General features: G+C 68.6%; 16 protein-coding genes and 1 pseudogene. All 17 read right to left on the bottom strand.

Annotated features, from left to right (window positions below):
- Positions 1–13 precede the first annotated feature (13 nt).
- The 17 genes and pseudogenes from J3367_RS06135 to J3367_RS06055 all read right to left on the bottom strand — a co-directional run bounded on the left by J3367_RS06135 (position 14) and on the right by J3367_RS06055 (position 19,654).
- Complete coding sequence (locus J3367_RS06135) at positions 14–1,636, bottom strand: isochorismatase family protein (protein ID WP_024350878.1); 1,623 nt, start codon at positions 1,634–1,636, stop codon at positions 14–16.
- A gap of 104 nt (positions 1,637–1,740) precedes the next feature.
- Entirely contained in the window at positions 1,741–2,589 is an 849-nt protein-coding gene (locus J3367_RS06130; RefSeq protein WP_024350879.1) for an N-acyl homoserine lactonase family protein, read from the bottom strand.
- A gap of 23 nt (positions 2,590–2,612) precedes the next feature.
- Positions 2,613–3,488, bottom strand: coding sequence for an amidohydrolase family protein (locus J3367_RS06125; protein ID WP_024350880.1), 876 nt, complete (start codon positions 3,486–3,488; stop codon positions 2,613–2,615).
- Positions 3,485–4,576, bottom strand: a complete 1,092-nt coding sequence (locus tag J3367_RS06120) for a vWA domain-containing protein (protein WP_421460460.1) — start codon at positions 4,574–4,576, stop codon at positions 3,485–3,487. Before J3367_RS06120 ends, J3367_RS06125 begins: the two co-directional genes overlap by 4 nt.
- Positions 4,573–5,454 carry an AAA family ATPase gene (locus J3367_RS06115; RefSeq protein ID WP_024350882.1) on the bottom strand — a complete coding sequence of 294 codons (882 nt, stop codon included), beginning with the start codon at positions 5,452–5,454 and terminating at the stop codon, positions 4,573–4,575. The genes J3367_RS06120 and J3367_RS06115 overlap by 4 nt, the downstream gene beginning before the upstream one ends.
- Complete coding sequence (locus J3367_RS06110; protein ID WP_024350883.1) at positions 5,454–6,491, bottom strand: xanthine dehydrogenase family protein molybdopterin-binding subunit; 1,038 nt, start codon at positions 6,489–6,491, stop codon at positions 5,454–5,456. The genes J3367_RS06115 and J3367_RS06110 overlap by 1 nt, the downstream gene beginning before the upstream one ends.
- Positions 6,492–6,885: 394 nt before the next feature.
- A pseudogene (locus tag J3367_RS06105) lies at positions 6,886–8,430 on the bottom strand (xanthine dehydrogenase family protein molybdopterin-binding subunit); the annotation flags it as partial.
- Complete coding sequence (locus J3367_RS06100; protein ID WP_024350885.1) at positions 8,427–8,906, bottom strand: (2Fe-2S)-binding protein; 480 nt, start codon at positions 8,904–8,906, stop codon at positions 8,427–8,429. The pseudogene J3367_RS06105 and the gene J3367_RS06100, both read right to left, overlap by 4 nt.
- Positions 8,906–9,697, bottom strand: coding sequence for an FAD binding domain-containing protein (locus tag J3367_RS06095; RefSeq protein ID WP_024350886.1), 792 nt, complete (start codon positions 9,695–9,697; stop codon positions 8,906–8,908). Before J3367_RS06095 ends, J3367_RS06100 begins: the two co-directional genes overlap by 1 nt.
- Before the next feature lies 1 nt (position 9,698).
- Entirely contained in the window at positions 9,699–10,136 is a 438-nt protein-coding gene (locus J3367_RS06090) for an SRPBCC family protein (RefSeq protein WP_024350887.1), read from the bottom strand.
- 9 nt (positions 10,137–10,145) lie between these two features.
- On the bottom strand, positions 10,146–10,583 hold the full coding sequence (locus J3367_RS06085; RefSeq protein ID WP_024350888.1) for an SRPBCC family protein: 438 nt from the start codon (positions 10,581–10,583) through the stop codon (positions 10,146–10,148).
- Position 10,584: 1 nt separating this feature from the next.
- The gene (locus J3367_RS06080; protein WP_024350889.1) at positions 10,585–13,803 is read right to left on the bottom strand and encodes a flotillin family protein; all 3,219 of its coding nucleotides are present in this window, start codon (positions 13,801–13,803) and stop codon (positions 10,585–10,587) included.
- Positions 13,803–14,651, bottom strand: a complete 849-nt coding sequence (locus J3367_RS06075) for a phosphoenolpyruvate hydrolase family protein (RefSeq protein ID WP_029703199.1) — start codon at positions 14,649–14,651, stop codon at positions 13,803–13,805. The genes J3367_RS06080 and J3367_RS06075 overlap by 1 nt, the downstream gene beginning before the upstream one ends.
- A 2-nt stretch (positions 14,652–14,653) precedes the next feature.
- Complete coding sequence (locus J3367_RS06070) at positions 14,654–16,819, bottom strand: ABC transporter permease (protein WP_024350891.1); 2,166 nt, start codon at positions 16,817–16,819, stop codon at positions 14,654–14,656.
- Entirely contained in the window at positions 16,812–17,591 is a 780-nt protein-coding gene (locus J3367_RS06065) for an ABC transporter ATP-binding protein (protein ID WP_024350892.1), read from the bottom strand. The genes J3367_RS06070 and J3367_RS06065 overlap by 8 nt, the downstream gene beginning before the upstream one ends.
- The gene (locus tag J3367_RS06060) at positions 17,588–18,643 is read right to left on the bottom strand and encodes a branched-chain amino acid ABC transporter permease (RefSeq protein ID WP_024350893.1); all 1,056 of its coding nucleotides are present in this window, start codon (positions 18,641–18,643) and stop codon (positions 17,588–17,590) included. Before J3367_RS06060 ends, J3367_RS06065 begins: the two co-directional genes overlap by 4 nt.
- Positions 18,644–19,654 (bottom strand): branched-chain amino acid ABC transporter permease, encoded by a 1,011-nt coding sequence (locus J3367_RS06055; protein WP_024350894.1) that lies wholly within the window; start codon positions 19,652–19,654, stop codon positions 18,644–18,646.
- Positions 19,655–19,719: the final 65 nt, after the last annotated feature.

Here is a 19,719-nt window from a genome sequence, read left to right as displayed (position 1 = left end):
TATCCGCGCCGTTCTACCCCAGTGCGTCAATGACGCCTTGGGTCGTCGTCACTGTAGCGACGTTCTGCATGGCGTAGTTGATCGAGGCCTGGTGCCAGTCGGCATTCATGGTCGAACAGGCATCCTGCGGCACGATCATGTGGAAGCCCTTGTCTGCCCCGGTGCGGGCGGTGTGCTCGACGCTCATGTTGGTCCAGGCGCCGCAATTGATGATCGTGTCGCGGCCGCCATGGCGCAGATAGGCTTCCAGCCGCGACGTCTCCCAGGCGCTCATGCTCATCTTCTCGACCACCAGATCACCGGCCTGCGGGGCGAGACCATCGACCGGCGCTGCGCCCCAGGTGCCGCGCACCAGGGCATTCTCGCGCTTCAGACCCTTCATCAGTTCGGCATGCTGCGCGAGATAGGGCGCGCCCGGCTCGATCAGCATCCAGACATGCAGCACCATGATGCCGCGCCGGCGCGCCACCTCGGCCAGCCGCGCGGCGTTGGCGACGGCGTTCTGGGCACGGGCATGGTCGGGCGCGCCGGAAGCCGCGAAGGCGCCGCCGTCGATGATCACGTCGTTCTGCAGGTCCTGCAGGATCAGGGCGGTACGCGCCGGGTCGATCCGGGCATCGAGCCGCGGACGAAGGTTCAGCGCCGGAGCAGCCACCCGCGCGGACGACGGCGCGGGGGATGGTGTCGGGGCCGGCGTGGCACGCCGCGGCGTGGTGCGCGGATACATGAAGGGTTCATCGCGGCCACGGGTCAGGGTCTGGACCGAATAAAGCGACGAGGTCGCGCACAGGAACAGCGTCGACCAATCGTCGCCGCCCCAGTGCAGGTTCGCGACCATCTCGGGGCAGTTGATCTTGCCGATCAGTTCGCCATGGAACGAGTAGACCCAGACGCCGCCGGGGGCGGTGACGTAGATGTTGCCGTCCTTGTCCGCCTTCATCCCGTCGGGCAGGCCGGGCTTCAGCCGGTCCTGGATGCCGCCGGCGAAGAGCCGGCCATTCTCCAGCCCCTTCGCCGTCACGTCGAACAGGCGGATATTGGCCTGCTCGGTGTCGTTCACCCACATCCAGCGCTGGCAGGGCGAAAAGGTGAGGCCGTTGGGCTGGCTGAACAGATAGCGGTCCACGACCAGTTCGGGCTCGTCCCCCGGAACATGTCCTGGCGCGAGGCGATAGACGCCCTGAAAGCCGAGCTGCAGCGGGCGCGGCACGCCGAAATGCTCCCGGCGGCCATAGGTCGGGTCGGTGAACCAGATCGCGCCGTCATTGCCGACGACGATGTCGTTGGGGCTGTTCAGCTCGCGCCCCTGATAATGCGAGCAGAGGACGGTGCGGGTCCCGTCGGGCGCGATGCGCGCGACGGAAGAGGTGGAATGCTCGCAGACCAGAAGGTTCAGCTCGGCGTCGTAGGTCATCCCGTTGGCCTTGTTGGTCGGCTTCTGGATAACGGCAACGCCCTGCCCCGGCGTCCACTGGCGGCGGGTATCGGCGGGCATGTCGGAGAAGATGAGGTTGCCGTTCACCGGATGCCACAGCGGCCCCTCGGTGAAGGTGAAGCCGGTCCCCAGCAGGCGGACGGGGGCGTGTTCCTCGACGATGTCGCGGAAGAAGCCGTCCGAGATCGCTTCATGTGCCATGGCCTTGCCCCTCTCGTCGCGAATGAATGCCGCTCTCGGCACCGGCCGGTCGCGCCGGACCGGCGGCGCGGTTCATGCCCCTGCACTCCGGTGAGCCGGCAAAGTCAGACCGGGAACCAGGGACGGTTCGGCAGGGTCTCGGTCATCGGGCCGGGCACCGTCATGCCGAGCCGCCCGACCACCTTCTGGCGCTCGATCTTCGCCGGCCGGTCGTGGATGGGCAGCAGGAAGGTGTAGTTGTTCAGCAGCTTCTTGATCGCGCCCTTCTCGGCCCGCTTCGATTCGGAATGGTTGCCGGTGACGCGCGGCTCCATCCAGTTGTTGGTGTGGACGTGGTTCACGATCTGGTCGTTGAAGTCGTAGATGACGTCGCCGCAGATGCAGGCGAGGCCCTCGGCGGTCTCGACGATGACGTTCATCGAGCCTTCCGTATGGGCCCCCGCCGGCTCGCACCAGACGCCCGGGATGATCTCCTCGGCTCCGGTGATGTCGAGGTCGAGGAAGCGCATCGCCTCGGGTTCGTAGATGCGGTCGACCAGATGCTTGATGTCGGGCTTGGGATATTGCGGGAACATGATCCCCGACACCGAGAACTCCATCTCGCGCCGGTTGATGACCACGGTCGTGTTCATCGGGAACAGATCGTCCTTGCCGGCATGGTCGATATGCAGATGGGTGTGCAGCACGTAGCGGATGTCGCCGAGCTTCAGACCGTGCCGGGCGAGCTGGTTCTCGATCATGTTCTCGTGGAACTGGAGGCCGCGCATGCCGAGGCTCTCCATGATGGCGTTGTCGCGGTAGCCGGTGTCCACCACGATCGGATATTCGCCGCCGGTGATGAGAAAGCCGTAGACCGGCACCCGGCGGGTGCGGCCGCATTCGTGCCCGAGGACGAGGAAGCTCGTCTCCAGCTCGATGTCGCCATAGTCGAGGATGTGGATCTGCAAGGCCATGATGGTCTCCCCCCTTGTGTCGTCTACAGCCGGTAGATGCGGGCTGCGGTGTCGTTGAAGATCGCGGATTGCTTCTTCGCGGACAGGGACTTCGCCCCGGCGCGAAAGGCGTTGAACAGCTCGGTGTAGGAGGTCCAGAGCTTCTCGATGGGGAAGTTCGACCCGTACATGCAGCGCTCGGCGCCGAAGAGCTTTTCGGTCGCGAGGATCATCTCCTCGATGAAGGCCGGATCGTTGCGATGAATGAAGGTGCCGAAGGCGCTGAGCTTGGTGACGACGTTCGGGCAGTCGGCCAGCCGTTTCATGCCGTCGCGCCAGGCCGCGTCGCCCGCCTCCGACCGGTCCTCCTTCATGCCGGCGTGCTGCAGGATGAAGGTCACCTCGGGACAGGCCCGGGCGAGCTCGGCGGCGCCTTCCATCTGGCCCGCAAACACCTGCAGGTCGAAGCTCCAGCCATAGTCGGCGAGCCGGGCGACGTTCTTCTGCACGGTCTCGTCGCGGGCCAGATCGGGGGTCCTGGCGAAGCGGTAGAGCGGGTTCTCGTGCCAGTGGAGCTGCTGGCGGATGCCGCGCATCCGGTCGTGGCGCTTGAGCTTGTCGAGCTGGGCGGTCACGTCGCGTTCGGTGAAGTCCGCATAGCCGACGATGCCGGCGATGGTGCCGTGCTCCTCGGCGATTTCCTGCACCCAGGCGACCTCGTCGGCGGCCCAGTTCGGGGCCCAGTTGGCCTGCACATAGACCGATTTCGCAATGCCCGTGCCGGCGAGGTCGGCCTGGTATTCGCGGATCGAATAGTCGCGCATGATCGCGCGGTAGGGTCCGAAGATGCGCGGCTGTTCCGGGCCGATCAGCCAGGGCAGGTCCACCTGGCGCCAGATGTGATGATGCGCGTCGATCATTTTCGTCTCGCATATTCGAGGAAGTGATCGGCCACCCGGCCGGGCGAGGCGCCGTCGCCGAGATGATCGAGGACGGGTAGGATCATCTGCAGCCCCGCGGTGCGCGGGGCGTAGTGCGGATCGGCGGCCAGCGGCGACAGCCAGTCGACCCGCCAGGCGATGCGGGAGAGGCGGTTGACTGCGTCGACCATGGCCGCCGGCGAGCCGCGCTCGAGCCCGTCCGACACCACGGTCACCGCCGCGCCGCGCGCGAAGCCGGCGTAGCGCGGCACCGCGAGAAAGGCCTGCAGCGCTTCGCCGATCCGCGTGCCGCCATCGAAATCGGCAACGGCCGCAGCGGCGCGGGGCAGCGCCTGTTCGGCGTCGGCCGGCTTCAGGGCCGCGGTGACCCGGGTGAGGCGGGTGCCCAGCGTGAACACTTCCGCCCGGTCGGCGGCCTGCACCAGCGCATGGCCGAGGCGGATCATGCCCTCGCTCTGCGCCTTCATCGAGCCGGAGACGTCGATCAGCAGCAGAACCCGGCGCTGGCGCAACTTGCGGCGCGTCTCGTGCAGGCGCAGCACCTCGCCGTCGCGGCGGGCGGCCTCGCGCAGGGTCCGGCGCAGATCCATCCGGTCACCGTGCCGGGTTGCGCGCCGGCGATAGGACAGGCGGCGCGGCAGCGCGGCCGGCGCCTGCCGCAGGAGCCGCGCTGCGGCCGCGTCGTCGCGGCTGGCGATGCTGCGCGACGTCAGGCGCTCGGCCTCGGTCGCATCCGCCCCCGCCTCGCTCTCCTCGTCCCCGGCTTCGATGTCCTGCGTTCCGCCGGTCGGCTCGTGGGCTTCCGATTCCTCGTCCTCGGTCTCCGTCGGGGCCCGGATGACCTGATCGAGAAACACGGCGCGGAAGATCGCGTCGTATTCGGCCACGCGTTCGGGCGGCACGGAAAACAGCGCCCGCCCGGCGCGCCAGATGTCGGTCATGTCCCGCGGGCCGAGAACGCCAACCGCCGCGATGAAGTCCACGGTCTGGTCGGGCGACACCGCAAAACCGGCCTGCCGCAGGGACGGCGCGAAGCGCAGGAACGGATCGAGCGCGCGCGGGGTCATGCCGCCTCGCCCGGCAGGATCGCCGCCAGCCGGTCCCGCACGTAGGAGAGGTCGTCATGGTCCTTCAGCGCCACCCCGATCGCGCGCGCGAAGGCGTCGGGCCAGCGAGCGCCCTGCGAATTCAGAAGCGTCGCGGCCTCGGCCCATTCGACGGTTTCGGCGACACCTGGCGGCTTGGCCAGCGGCTCCTGTCGCAAGAGGCCCACCGAGGCCACCACGGCCCGGGCCGTCGCTTCGGCGACGCGCGAGGCGCGGGTCATGACGATCCGGGCTTCGAGCTCCGGCGAGGGATAGTCGATCCAGTGATAGACGCAGCGGCGCCGCAGCGCCTCGTGCAGGTCGCGGGTGCGGTTCGACGTCAACGCCACGACCGGCGGCTGCGCCGCGCGCACCGTGCCGGTCTCGGGGATCGAGATCGTGAAGTCGGAGAGGAACTCCAGGAGGAACGCCTCGAACTCGTGATCCGCCCGGTCGATCTCGTCGATCAGCAGCAGCGTGCCGGTGGGATTGCGCAGCGCCGCCAGCAGCGGCCGTTCGAGCAGGTAATCTTCGGAATAGAGATTGACGTAGTCCTGACCCGCCTGCCGGATGGCCAGCATCTGCCTTGGATAGTTCCATTCGTAGAGCGCCGAGGCCGCGTCGATGCCCTCGTAGCATTGCAGCCGGATGACGCTGCGGCCGAGGACGCCGCCGAGCGCCTTGGCGGCCTCGGTCTTGCCGACCCCCGGCGCGCCTTCCAGAAGCAGCGGCTTGCCGAGCGCCAGCGCCAGATAGGCGGCCGTCGCCAGCGCGTCGTCGGCGATGTACTGGGCGCCGTCGAGCGCCGTCTGCAGCTCCGCGGGAGACGAGATGCCGGCTATGGTCGCCCGGGTCACCATCAGGCGGCGCGTCCTTTCGAGCGGGCCGGCGGCCGGGCGCCGCCCATCTCGCGCAGGCCGCGCAGGATCTTCTCCGGCGTGATCGGCAGCGTGTCGCAGCGCAGGCCGATCGCGTCGTAGATGGCATTGGCGATGCCCGGCAGCACGGGGTTGGCGCACATTTCGCCCGGCCCCTTGCCGCCGAAGGGCGCATCCTCGGCCGGGCGTTCCAGGACGGCGATGTGGTGCGGCACGACCTGGGCCGGCCCCGGCATCAGATAGTGGTTGAAGTCCGTCGCCCCGTGCCGGCGATCGGGATAATAGGGCTCGGTGGTCTCGTAGAGCGTGTGGCTGACGCCCATCCACGCCCCGCCGATCAGCTGCTGCTCGACCAGTTTCGGATTGAGCGCCCGCCCCACCTCATAGGCGGAGTTGATCTCCTTCACCTCGACCTCGCCGGTCTCGTCGTCCACCTCCAGGTCGATGATGAGGGCCGCATGGGCGAAACAGGTCACCGGCGTCATCTCACCGGTCTCGGGGTCGGCGCTCGACGGCGGAATCAGGAAGATGCCGCGTCCTGACAGGGTGCGGCCCTGCTTGAACTGCGCGGCGATGGCCGTTTCGGCGACGGTGATCGCGCGGCCCGGCGCGCCCTTGACGTGGATGTTGCCCTTGCCGTCGGTCGTCAGGTCGCCGGCATCGACCTCCATCTCCTCGGCCGCCGCCTCCAGCATCTGCCGGCGCGCCTCGGCGCTCGCCCGGATCACCGCATTGCCGACCCGGTGCGTACCGCGCGAGGCGAAGGAGCCCATGTCGTGCGGGCCGGTGTCACTGTCGGCGGTGTCGACATAGACGTCCTCGATCGGCACGCCGAGGGTTTCGGCGGCGATCTGGCGCGACACGGATTTCATTCCCTGGCCGAGATCGATGGCGGACAGCGCCACCATGAACTTGCCGTCGGGCGTCGAATGAACCAGCGCCTGCGACGGGTCGCCGCCGAGATTCATGCCGATCGGATAATTGATGCAGGCAAAGCCCCTGCCCTTGTGAATGGTCATGTCATCGCCTCCGCGTGCCGGACAGGAAGGGCGAACTGCCGGGACGGCGCGTACCGCGGGAGAACGGCTTGTCGGGCCGATAGGGCTCGGGTTCGGTCGGTGCCGGCCGCTGGTAATGCGCATCGTGCGGCGCCCCGGTTGTCGAGGCGGGCGGCGAGCCCGGCGCCGGCTGCGTGCCGTAGGATGGTGACGCGGGCGGCGGAGCAGATCGCGCGGCCGGGGACGGCGCGGCTGGGGGCGGTGTCGGCCGGGGCGGCACGATACCGCCGCCGGTCTGGGACGCCGGCCGATAGGGCGCGGAAGGCTGTGCGGCGCCGGAGGCCGGGCCCATTGCGGCAGGCGGCGTCTCGCTACCCATCCGGTGGCCGATGCGGTCCGCCTCGATCTGCATGTCGGGGTTCTGCGGCGGCGCCGCGACGATGGTCGCGCCATGCTGGCCGGCCGGCACCCGGCCGCGGCCGTTTTTCGAAGGGGCGGTCGAGGCCGTGCGCCCGGCCCGGCGCTCGCCGATCCGGCCCTCGTCGTCGGTCACCGTCTCGGGGATCGCCACCCGCTCCGGCGTGCCGCCGCCCGTCAGCGACGATTGCGCCATCGCCTCCCCGGACAGCGGCCATTGCGCCTTGCCCGCCGCCACCTGGCAGCATTCGATCAGCGCGGTGTTCTTGGCCTTGCGCCGATGCGCCTTCATGTCGCCGTCGCGATAGGCGTTGAGGATGCGCAGCTCGATCGGGTCCATGCCGACGGCCTCGGCGACACGGTCCATCTGGCATTCGATGGCAAAATCCACCGCCGTGATGCCGAAGCCCCGCATCGCCGTCGCCGGGGTGCGATTGGTGACGCAGCAATAGACGTTGGACGCCACATTGGGGATGAAATAGGGGCCCGGCAGATGGCCGGTGCCCTTGACGATGGCGTAGGAGGACAGGCGCGTATAGGCGCCGCTGTCGAAGAAGCCGGTGAATTCGCGCGCGACGATGCGCCCGTCGGCCATCACGCCGTCCTTGAGCCGCCAGCGCTCGGCGCCGCGCGGCGCGCCGACCTGCATCTCCTCTTCCCGGTCCCAGGCAAAGCGCACCGGCCGCCCGGTCAGGATCGCGCCGAGAACGGCGGTCGGCTCGACGATGCTGTCGACCTTGCCGCCAAAGCCGCCGCCGGCCGTGCCGCCGATGAAATGCAGCCGCGAGGACGGGATGTCGAGGAGCTTGGCCGTGGTGCCGAGCGAGAAGAACAGCGCCTGCGTGTTGGTGTAGCAGACATAGCGGTCGTTCTGCTCGGGCGCCGCGATGGCCCCGCAGGTCTCGATCGGCGCCTGCTCGATCGGCGACATCTGGTACTCGGCCTCGACGATATGGTCGGCGCGGGCGAAGGCCGCGTTCACGTCGCCGAAGCGCAGCTTCTGGTGATCGTAGCGCTCGTGATAGTCGAAGCTGTTGTTGGGATAGACTTCGTTGACTACCGGCGCGCCGGGCTTCAGCGCCTCCTCGGGGTCGAGGACATGGGGCAGCACCTCGTAGTCCACCCGCACCTGCGCCACCGCCTCGCGCGCCAGGCGTTCGGTGTCGGCGATCACCCAGGCCACCGTCTCGCCCTTGTAGCGAACCTTGTCATGGGCGCAGAGGGGCTCGTCGTCCTTGCCGAAATTGATCAGCGACAGCAGCGTGTTGAGGTTGTTCGGCACATCCCTGGCGGTCGCCACCCGGCGCACGCCCGGCATCCGCTCGGCCTCGCGCGTGTCGATCGAGCGGATGCGCGCATGGTGGTGGGGCGAACGGACGGCGCGCATGTGCAACAGGCCGTCGAACAGATGGTCGTCGTAATAGGGCGTGCGCCCGGTGACATGGCCGAGAATGTCCTGCCGGATGGTCGGCTGGCCGATCTCCTTCAGCGTGTCGTCGCGTTCGTCGGCGAACAGGTCCTTGCGGAACTCGATGCTGGTCATGCCGCGCCCCTCATCCGCTGGCTCGCCCTCATGACCGCGTCGATGATGGGTTCGTAGCCGGTGCAGCGGCACAGATTGCCGGAGATCGCCTCGGCCACCTCGTCGCGGCTGGGGCTGGGCTGCCGGTCGAGCAGCGCCTTGGCGGCCATCAGCATGCCGCTGGTGCAGAAGCCGCACTGGGCAGCGAACTCTTCCATGAAGGCCGTCTGGAGCGGGTGGAGCTGCGGCCCGCCGGCCAGCCCGCCGGTCGTGTCGATGCGTCGCCCCTCGACGGTTTCGGCCAGTGTCAGGCAGGCCAGATGCGGCTGGCCGTCGATCAGCACGGTGCAGGCGCCGCAGGTGCCCTGGGCGCAGCCCTGCTTGGGCGACAGATCGCCGGCGCCGCGCCGCAGGACGTCGATCAGGTTGGCGCCTTCGTCGACAAACAGCGCGGTCTCGGCGTCGTTCAACGTGAATCGGACGGGTGTCTTGGCCATCAGCGCGCCTCCCTCAGCAACAGGCGCCGCAGATGCACCGGGGCGACCTCGCGCCGGTACCATTCGCTCGCCAGGGCGTCGTCGGCGGGGGCCAGCCCGTCGAGGCAGGCGGCGAGCGCGCCCTCGATGCCGGCCGGGTCCAGTGTGCGGTCCCGCAACGCGCGTTCCGCCGCCTTGGCGCGCAGCGGGGTCGGCCCCATGCCGCCGAAGGCGATCCGCGCGTCGGTGATGCGACTGCCGCCCTGCAGCCAGGCGGCGATGGACAGCATCGACACGCCCTTCGGCTTGACCCGGCTGATCTTGGCCCAGCGGAATTCCGAGGCCGTGGCGCGCGGCAGGATGACCGCCGTCACCAGTCCGCGCTGGCGGTCGCGGCCGGCAAGGAAGGTTTCCATCGGCTCGGTGGCACCACCGGCCATCTCGACCCGCGCATCCAGCGCCAGCAGCGCGGTGGCCAGGTCGCCATAGGGATGCGCCGCGAAGAGATTGCCACCGACCGTCGCCATGTTGCGGACGGCCGGCCCGCCGATCATCCGGGCTACCGGATGCAGGATCTCGGCGTCGCGCGCGGCGAGAAGATCGGCCATGGTCGCGCCGGCGCCGATCCTCAGGCCGGTGCCGTCGGAGCGGATCTCGCGGGGCATGGTGCGGGCCCGCACGATCCGGTCGAAGGACGGATCGGCGTAATTCACGCCGCGCATCACCAGCGTGCCGCCGGCCAGGAAGCGGGTGCGATCGCCCATCTGCCGGGCCGCCTCTTCAAGTGTCGCGCAGGTCTGAACGCTCAGCATGTCAGGCCCCCAGCTCGGTTCGGATCGCCTCGAAGCCGGCGACATAGATGCCGTCGCCGACCGCGGCCCCCAACTCGGCCTCCCGGCCCTTCGGCGTGTCGAAGCGGCTTTCCCAGTGCCAGAAGGTGGCGTCGCCATCGGTGACCGGGGACAGCCTTATGTGGGCGACGTAGTTGAGCAGCGGGATCGGCGTATCGAGCAGGCAGTAGGTCATCGACATCTCGGCATCCGACAGGGTCAGCAATTGCTCGCGCAGCTCCTCGCCGGTCTCGAGCCGGAAGCGGCGCACGGCCCCCACCTGGTCGGTCACGCGGCCGCGCTCGACCTGGCTGGTGGCGACCGCCGGGTGCCAGCGGTCGTGGCCGTTGAAATCGCGCACGATCTCCCAGACCGCCTCGACCGGCGCCTCCAGAACGGTGCTGCGAACGACGTGAACCATGAGCGCCGCCTAGCCCCCGAAATGCCGCTTGAGCGCGTCGAAACCGCCCTGGAACACGTTGCGGCCGGTGCCGGTGACGAGATCGCTCTCGTCCTTGGGATCGCAGCTGAATTCGGCCGACCATTCGGCGAAGCAGTGCCCCGTGTCGGTGACCGGCGTCAGGCGCAGCGTCGCCATGTAGTCGGACCAGGGCTGCGGGCCGTCGAGCATGACGTAGGTGACGAACAGGTCGTAATCCGACATGCCGACGAGCTGCTCCCTGATGTTGTCGCCGCTCTGCAGGTGGAAGCTGCGGATGCAGCCGATCTTGTCGGAGGGCAGGGCGTCCTCGATGCGGCTGTCGCGAATGCGCGGATGCCATTTCGGCAGCGCGTTGAAGTCGCGGATCCGCTCCCAGACGCGGGACGCCTCGGCCGGAATGACCGAGCTGACATAGACCCTTGCCATGTCAGCGGCCCTCCTTCTTGTCGGCGGCGACCTTCGGCGCCTTGGCCCGCGCCGCTTCCGACGCCGCGCGGGTCATGTCGGAGGCGTTGCGGAAGATGTCGGACTTGGCGATGTTCGCCCCGTCGATGCCGATGTCGGAGAGGAGGCTGTCGACGAAGGGCGCCTGGACGCGGTAGCGCAGGGCCGAGTTCATCACCTCGTCCGTCGGGCTTGGACCCTGCCCGCCGCCACCACCGCTGGCGCCATTGCCGCTGCCGCCGCCATTCGCCCAGTCGAGGCCCTGTGTCCCCGACCCGCCGAGCTGCATGATGCGGATGTCGTTGATCTTCTCCAGCGGCTTGACGCTGGCCGCCACGATGCCCTCCACATGCTCCAGCATCTTGCGTTTGAACAGGCTGGCGCGGGCGCCGTCGGTCAGGACGTTCTCGGCCTCGTTGATCAGCTTCTGCGCCTCGGCCTCGACCGCGGCACGGATCTTCTCGGCCTCGGCGCCGATCCGCTTGCGCTCGGCTTCCAGCTCGGCGCCGGTCACGCCGACCGTCTTGGCGCGTCGTGCCACCTCGCTTTCGGCCGTGGTCTTGACCTTCTCGCTGGCCTCGACGGCACGGGCGCGGGCGTTCTCGGCCTCGACCGCGGCGGCGCTTTCATCCAGCGACTTGCGATAGAGCGCGATGGTCTTTTCCATCGTCGCTTCCTCGACAGCCCGTTCGCGGGCGATCTCCAGCTTGCGACGCTCGGCCTGATGGCCGATGCGGGCGTCGTCGAGACCGCGCTCCGAGGCGATCTTGGCGCGTTCGACCTCTTCCTGGCTGGCGATCTCGGCCTCGCGCAGCGCCTGCATGCGGGCGATCTCGAGCTGCTCCAGCACCTTGCGGCGCTCGAGCTTGCGGGAATCGAGATCCTGCTCGGCGAGGATCTTCTCGGCATCGACCGTCTTGGCCTTGGAGACGCGGGCCGCCTCGATCGCCTCGTCGGCGGCGATCTGCGCGGCATCCATCGCCTTGTTGCGCTCGATCTCCAGCTCGCGGATGCGGCGGTCGCGGGCGATCTTCTCGGCCGTGGTCTCCGCCTCCTTCTCGATCCGCTGGCCCTCGACCAGACGGCGCGAACTGATCTCGGCGGCCTCGATGGCCTCCTGGTGCTCGATCTCGCGGGAGCGGATTTCCGTGTCGCGGTCGATGGCGGCAGCGCGGGTGCGCTTCTCCTCGGCGATCCGGGCCGTGGCGATCGCCTCCTGCGCCGTCACGCTGGCAACGTCCACGGCGCGGTTGCGAGCGATTTCGCGCTCGCGCATGTCCTGCTCGTAGGCGATGCGCTCGGCCGCGAGCTTCTTCTCCTTGGCGATGCGCTTGGCCTCGACGGCCTCCTGCTTGGCAGTGTCGGCGAAGGCCACCGCCTGTTCGCGGGCCAGATCGCGCTCCTTGGTGCGCTCCTCGCTCTCGATCCGCTCGACCGAGGTGCGGGCCTCGGTGGCGATCCGGGCCTTCTCCACCGCCTCGCGCGACGCGATCTCGGCTTCGTCGATGGCGCGGTTGCGGGCGATCTCCAGACCGCGGACCCGTTCCTCCTGTCCGATACGCTCCTTGGCCGTGGCCTCGGCGGCCTCGATCTCGGCGGCGTCGAGCAGGCGGCGGCGGGCAATCTCCAGCGCGCGGGTCTCCTGTTCGGAGGCGATCCGCTCGGCGGCAAGGGTCTTCTCGCGGGCAATCTTCGCGGCCTCGGTCGCCTGCTGCGACGCGATCTCCGCCTCTTCCAGCGCCTTCTTGCGCTCGATCTCCAGCGAGCGGGTCTCGCGGTCGGAGGCGATGCGGGCGGCGCTGACGGCGCGTTCCTGGATGATGCGCAGCTTCTCGGCCGCTTCGCGGGCGGCGATCTCGGCCTCCTCGATCGCCAGATTGCGGGCGATCTCGCGTTCCCGCGTCGCACGCTCCAGCGAGATGCGGGCCTCGCTGACCTCGTTCTCCTGAGCGATACGGGCCTTCTCGACGCTCTCCTTCGCGCTGATCTCGGCTTCGTCCACGGCGCGCTTGCGGGCGATCTCGTTGGACTGGGTGTCCTGGTCCTTCTCGATGCGGGCGCGGGTCAGCTCGCGCTCCTGGGCGATGCGCGCCTTCTCGATCGCTTCGCGCGCGGCGATCTCGGCGGCGTCGGTGTCGCGCGTCGAGGTGATGCGGGTTTCCGACAGGACGCGCTCCTGCTGGATGCGGGCCTTCTCGATGGCCTCGCGGGTCGTGATCTCCGCTTCATCGATGATGCGGGCCCGCTCGATCTCGTGCTGGCGGATCGTCTGTTCGGACGCGATGCGCGCCTCGGCGATGCTGCGCTCGTTGGAGATGCGGGCCTTCTCGATGGCCTCGCGGTTCAGGAGGGTGGCCTCCTCGCCCTCCTTCTCGCGTTCGGAGCGTTCACGGGCCAGGTCGGCGCGCTGCTGGGCGCGGCGGAACTCGATCTCGCGCTCCTGCTCCAGCCGGGCGTTCTCGCTGTCGCGCTCGATCCCCAGCGACTGCTTCTCGGCCTCCAGATTGCGGGCGCGGATCAGGAGGGAGGTTTCCTGCTCGATGTCGTTGCGCATCTTGCGCCGGCTCTCGATCGCCTCGATGACGCTCGTCAGGCCCTCGGCATCGAAGCGGTTCGAGGGATTGAAGAACTCGATCTCGGTCTGGTCGATGTCGAGGATCGCGACGCTTTCCAGTTCGAGCCCGTTCTTGTCGAGCCCCTCCTGCGCGGTGGCGATGACCCGGCGCACATAGTCGCCGCGATGCTCGTGCAGTTCCTCGATCGTCATCTCCGCCGCGACGGTGCGCAGCGCCGAGACGAACTTGCCCTCCAGAAGCTGGTGGATGCGTTCGGGCTCCAGCGTGCGGCGACCGAGCGTCGAGGCGGCCAGGGTCACGCCCTCCCTGGTCTGGGCGACGCGGACATAGAAGGACGCCTCCACGTCGATCCGCATCCGGTCCTTGGTGATCAGGGCCCGCTCACGCTCGCGCGTGACGTTGAGGTCCATCGAGTTCATGTTGACGGGAGTGATGTCGTGGACGATCGGCCAGACGAAGGCGCCGCCGTCGATGACCACCTTCTCGCCGAGGAAACCGGTCCGCACGAAGGCGATTTCCTTGGTCGACCGCCGGTAGAGCCAGTTCATCACCCAGTAGAGGATGAACACGACGATGACGGCCAGGATGAGCCACAGGATGAGTTGTCCGATGAGTTCGCCGGTCATTACTGATCCCTCCCCGCTTCGGCCTTGCGGCCGATCATCTTGAACCGTCGCGTCTGTTCGGTGAGCGCGATTTCCGTCGGCAGCCGCTCCATCGAGGAGGCGCCGTAGAAGCCGTGGCAATTGGTGGTGTTGGCGAGGACGTATTCGGCGTCCTCGGGCTGGGCGACCGGGCCGCCATGGACGAGGACCAGCACGTCCGGATTGACCTCCAGCGCGGCATGCGCCAGCCGGTCGGTCACCGCCGGCGCATCCTGCAGCGCCACCCCGGTTGCCGCGCCGATCGCGCCGCCGGTGGTCAGGCCCAGATGCACGACGATGATGTCGGCGCCGGCCGCCGCCATGGCGCGGGCGTCGTCCTCGCAGAACACGTAAGGGGTCGTCAGCATGTCCCGCGCATTGGCGAGGCGGATCATCTCGACCTCCAGCGCGTAGGACATGCCGGTCTCTTCGAGATTGGCGCGGAAGCTGCCGTCGATCAGGCCGACGGTCGGAAAGTTCTGGACGCCGGAAAAGCCCGCCGCCTTCACCTCGTCGAGGAAGCGATCCATCATCCGGAACGGGTCGGTGGCGCAGACGCCGGCCAGGACCGGCGTGCGCTTGACCACCGGCAGGACCTCGTTGCCCATCTCCATGACGATGGCATTGGCGTCGCCATAGGGCATCAGGCCGGCCAGCGAGCCGCGCCCGGCCATGCGGAACCGGCCGGAATTGTAGATGACGATGAGGTCGATGCCGCCGGCCTCCTCGCATTTGGCCGACAGCCCGGTGCCGGCACCGCCGCCGACGATGGGCTCGCCCGCGTCGCGCATGGCGCGAAATCTCGTCATCAGGGTCTGGCGGTCGTGCATGGTCAGGCTCTCCGGGACAGTTTCGACGGGCTTTGCGGGCGCGAATGCAGGCTGCGGAAGCTGCGCAGGATCTCCGCCGCGAAGGCCGGGTCGTTGATGTTGTGGGGGACGCGAACGAGCTTGCGGGACGCGGTCTGGCGCACCGTCTCTTCCAGCGCGGCGAACAGCGCGCGATCGGCGGCCGGGTCCCAGAAGGGCTGGCCCGGCGCATCGAGCGCCGAGACGCCGCCCTCGGGCAGGTAGAACCGCACCGGACCGTTCATGCGGTTGAGCTTCTCGCCGATGAAGCGGCCCATCTCGGCGTTTTCCGCCGGCGTCGTCCGCATCAGGGTGATCTGCGGATTGTGCTCGTAGAAGAGACGGTCGCGATAGCGCTCGGGCACCGTTTCGGGGGCGTTGAAATTGACCATGTCGAGGGCGCCGCAGGCGCCGATATAGGGCTGCCCGCTGGCGATCATCGCATCGAACCGGGTCTCATCGGCCGCAAAGACGCCTCCGGCGACCATGTCGCAGATCTCGGTGGTGGTCAGGTCAAGGACCGCGCCGAGCATGCCGCTCGCCACGAGCTTTTCCATCGCTCGCCCGCCGGTGCCGGTGGCGTGGAAGACGAGGCAGTCATAATCTGCCTCCAGCTCCTTCACGACGGCCTGGACGCAGGTCGTGGTGACCCCGAACATGGTCAGGCCCACCGTCGGGCGGTCGGCTGCCGGGGCCGCGCTCGCCCGCGTCTTCACCATGCCGGCGACGGCATTGGCGGCATTGGCCAGGACCTGCCGGGTGATGGTGTTGAGCCCCTGCACGTCGGCGACGGACGGCATCAGCGTGATGTCGGAGGCGCCGACATATTGCGCGGTGTTGCCGGAGGCGACGGTCGAGACGACGAGCTTGGGCACGCCGACGGGAAGGCTGCGGAAGGCCGGCGCCACCAGGGCCGTGCCACCCGACCCGCCGGCTGCCAGAAGCCCCGCGACATCGGTCTGGGCCCGCATCCAGCGCTCGAAGGCGAGGGTCATGCCCGCCACCGCACTGCCGCGGTCGCCGGTGAAGACGCCGGCGGCGCCGCGCGGATGGTGACCCGCCACGACATTGGGCGGCATATCGGCGCCCGACGGCTTGCCGCTGGTGGACAGGTCGACCATGGCGACGCGCAGGCCGGCGGCCTTGACGATGTCGCGCATGTAGCGCAGCTCGGCACCCTTGGTGTCGAGCGTTCCGCAGACATAGACGGTGCCGCCCCGCGTCGCCGCGGGCGCCATCGGCCGGCCTGCCGTGGCCGGGGTCTCGGCCGGCGTCGTGACGGTGCGCGCGGCGCGTTCGATGACATGGACAGGCACGTTCGCCGACCAGCGGGTCGGGAGCTTCGGATTGGACAGATAGATGCGGACCGGGCCGCTCTCGGCCGGCGTCGCGGCCTCGCGGCGCGGCGCATCGGGCCCCGGCGTCTCGTCATGGGCGTGGCGTCCGACGCCGAGAAGCGCCTGCTGCAAGTCACGGTCGGCGGCGAGAACGCTCGCCTCCATCACCCGGTCGACCTTGCCGTTGATCATGATCGCGACGCGGTCGGCGACGGAACAGGCGACGCCGATATTCTGCTCGATCACCAGGACGTCGATGTCGCCTTCCTCGCCCAGACGGACCAGCATTTCGGCGACCTGGTTGACGATCACCGGGGCAAGGCCCTCGGTCGGCTCGTCCATCACCAGAAGACGCGGATTGAGCAGCAGCGCCCGGCCGATGGCGAGCATCTGCTGTTCGCCGCCGGACAATTGCCCGCCGCCATTGCTGCGGCGCTCGGCCAGGCGCGGAAACACCGAATAGATGCGCTCCGGCGTCCAGGCGCCGCCCTTGGTGGCGACGAGCTGCAGATGTTCGTCGACCGTCAGCGAGCGCCACAGGCGGCGCCCCTGCGGGACGTAGCCGACCCCCATGCGCGCGATCTCGGCCGGAGTGCGTCCGGCAATGGCCTGCCCGGCCAGCGCGATCGACCCGGCGCGCACCGGCACCAGGCCCATGATCGCCTTGCACAGGGTGGTCTTGCCCATGCCGTTGCGGCCGACGACCGACAGGATGCCGCCGCCGATGCGCAGGTTCACGCCCTGCAGGGCGTGGCTGTGGCCGTAATAGACGTTGAGGTCGCGGACCTCGAGGATGGGCGTACCCTCAGCCATGCCCACCTCCCAGATACAGCGCCTGGACCTCGGGATCGTCCTCGATCTCGGCCGGCTTGCCTTCCTTGAAGACACGGCCGTTGTGCATCATCGTGACCCGCTCGCTGACCCTGAGGGCCACGTCCATGTCGTGCTCGATGATGATGAAGCCGACATGGCCCGGCAGGCCGGTCAGGATGCCGATCAGTTCGCGCCGCTCGGTCGGCGACAGGCCGGCGGCGGGCTCGTCGAACAGGATGAAGCGCGGTGCCCCCGACAGCGCCATGGCAATCTCCAGCTGGCGCTGCTGCCCGTAGCTGAGATCGGCCACGGTCTGGTCCATCACGTCGCCCAGATTGACCGTGCGCACGAGATCTTCGGCGGTGGCGACCAGCGCGTCGCGATTGCCCGGCCGGCGGAACGAGAACCGGCCGCGCGAGACGCCGCGGCAGGCCAGATAGACATTGTCGCGGACGCTCAGCCCGCTGAATAGCAGCGATATCTGGTAGGTGCGCCGCAGGCCGCGCCGGATCCGCTCCTGGGCAGGAAACTCGGTCACGTCCTCTCCGAAGAAGCGGATCGCGCCGGTGGTCGGCGGAAAATCGCCGGTGATGCAGTTGAACAGGGTGGTCTTGCCGGCGCCGTTCGAGCCGAGCACCGCGTGGCGCTCGCCGGGGCGCACCTTCAGGTCGATGCCGCCCAGCGCCTCCAGGGCGCCGAAGCGTTTCGAGACGCCGCGCAGTTCGAGGGCGTAGTCGGCGCTGGCGCCGCGCGAGGGTGCGGCGGCGCTCATGGCGCCTGCCTCCGGTCGGTGCCGGTCAGCGGATCGCGATTGCGGCTCTCACGGAACTTGTCCCACATGCCGAGAAAGCCGTCGGGCGAGAAGAACACGACGACCAGGAAGCCGATACCGACCAGGAGCTGGAAGCGCTCGCCCGACAGTCCGAGCGAGATCAGGACGTCGGTGGAGAAGGTCTTCAGAAGCACGTAGATCAGCGCGCCGATGAAGGCCCCGATCGGATGGCGCAACCCGCCGACGACGGCGATGACGAGAATGTCGATGGCCGGCTGGATGCCGACGGTGCCGGGCGAGATCTGCTGGCTCTGCCAGGTCAGGAGGATGCCGCCGACACCGGCGATCAGTCCCGCGAAGGCATAGGCCGCCACCCGGTGCGCGGTGACGTTGTAGCCCAGTGCCGCCATCCGGCGCGGATTGTCACGCACGCCCTGCAGCGCCAGGCCGAAGGGCGCGCGGCTGATGTAGAGGACGGCGAAATAACCCACCGCCGCCCAGAACAGCGACAGATAGTAGAACGGCACCGACTCGCGCCAGTTCACCCCGAACAGCTGCGGCGGCAGCACCGAGTTGAAACCCGAGAAGCCGTTGAAGACGTCGTAGTTCTGGCGGGTGAAGTAGAAGAACGCCGCCGCGATGGCGAGGGTGATCATGATCGTGTAGATGCCCTCGGTCCGCACGGCGAGCCAGCCGACGGCGGTGGAGAACAGCATGGTGATCGCCAGCGACAGCGGGATCACCAGCCACCAAGGCCAGCCCTGCGAGACCGCGCTGACGCCGCTCACGCCGAAGATCGCGACGAGGTATCCGGCCAGTCCGGCGAAGGACATCTGCGCCAGGCTGACCATGCCGCCATAGCCGGCGAGGAACATCAGGCTCAGGGCGATGAGGCCGAGGACGAAGGCCCAGCCCATGATCTGGAACAGGAAGAAGCCCGAGGCGAAGGCCGGCATCACCAGAAGCAGCAGCCCGACCACCCAGTAGGCCGCGGGCACCCGCTCGAGGCCCGAGGGCCGCGCCGTGACGGAGGGCCTGTCGATCGCCACCATCTAGGCGCGCCCCAGGAGGCCGTAGGGCCGGAAGGCCAGCACCACGACCATGATCAGGAAGGTCAGCACCACCGCGTAGGTCGGAAAGTAGACCGAGCCGAACTGCTCGGCCATGCCAATCAACAGGGCCCCGAGCGCCGCGCCGGGGATCGAGCCCATACCACCGACGATAACGACGACGAGGGAGGCGAGGAGAAACCGCGTATCCTCGCCCGGCGCGACCGACTGGAAGGTGCCGCCCACCACCCCGGCGACCCCGGCAAGGCCGGCCCCGAAGGCGAAGACACAAGCGAAAACGAGCTGGATGCGTACGCCGGTCGCCGACAGCATGTCGCGATCGTCGACGCCGGCGCGCACCAGCATGCCGATCCGGGTCCGGTTGAGCATCAGCCACATGGCGAGGCCGACGACCACGGCGGCGAGGAAGATGACGATGCGCACGGACGGATAGCGCAGGAAGATCAGCTCGCCGCGCCGGTCGTAGCCGGTGGTGAAGAAGGTATCGAGCGGCCCCGACAGCCATTGCGGCGGGGTGATGTTGTAGAAATCGCCGCCGAAACTCCACAGCATCAGGTCTGCCAGAACGATCGAGATGCCGATGGTCACGAGGGTCTGGCGCAGATCCTCCCCCTCCATCCGGCGGAAGACGAAGATCTGCATGAGAACGCCGATCAGGCCGACGATGATGAAGGCCACCGGGAAGGCCAGCAGCCACCAGCCGGTGATGTCGGCGGTGTAGAAGCCGACATAGCCGCCGATCAGGTAGAGCGAGCCATGGGCGAGATTGACGTTGCGCATCAGGCCGAAGATCAGGGTGAAGCCCGACGCGACGAGGAAGTAGAGCCCGCCGAGGGTGACGCCGTTGAACAGCGCGTTGAGGAAGATCTTCTTGCGACCGATGACGTCTTCGAGGCCCTCGGGCCAGACGGCGAAGATCGCCCACAGGAGGACGACCGCCAGGATCGCCAGGATCGCGGTCCAGATCGGATGCCGGGTCGCAAAGACCCTCACGTCTCGGCCCTCCGGCCGGTCCGTGCCTGGCAAACCTCAGGTCGCGTCACAAAGATCACGGCTCA

Origin of the sequence: Aurantimonas sp. NFXS3, assembly GCF_049132005.1 — a bacterium.
GTDB lineage: Bacteria > Pseudomonadota > Alphaproteobacteria > Rhizobiales > Rhizobiaceae > Aurantimonas > Aurantimonas coralicida.
Note: the sequence above shows the minus strand (reverse complement) of the source record. Positions and strands in the feature narration are given on the sequence as shown.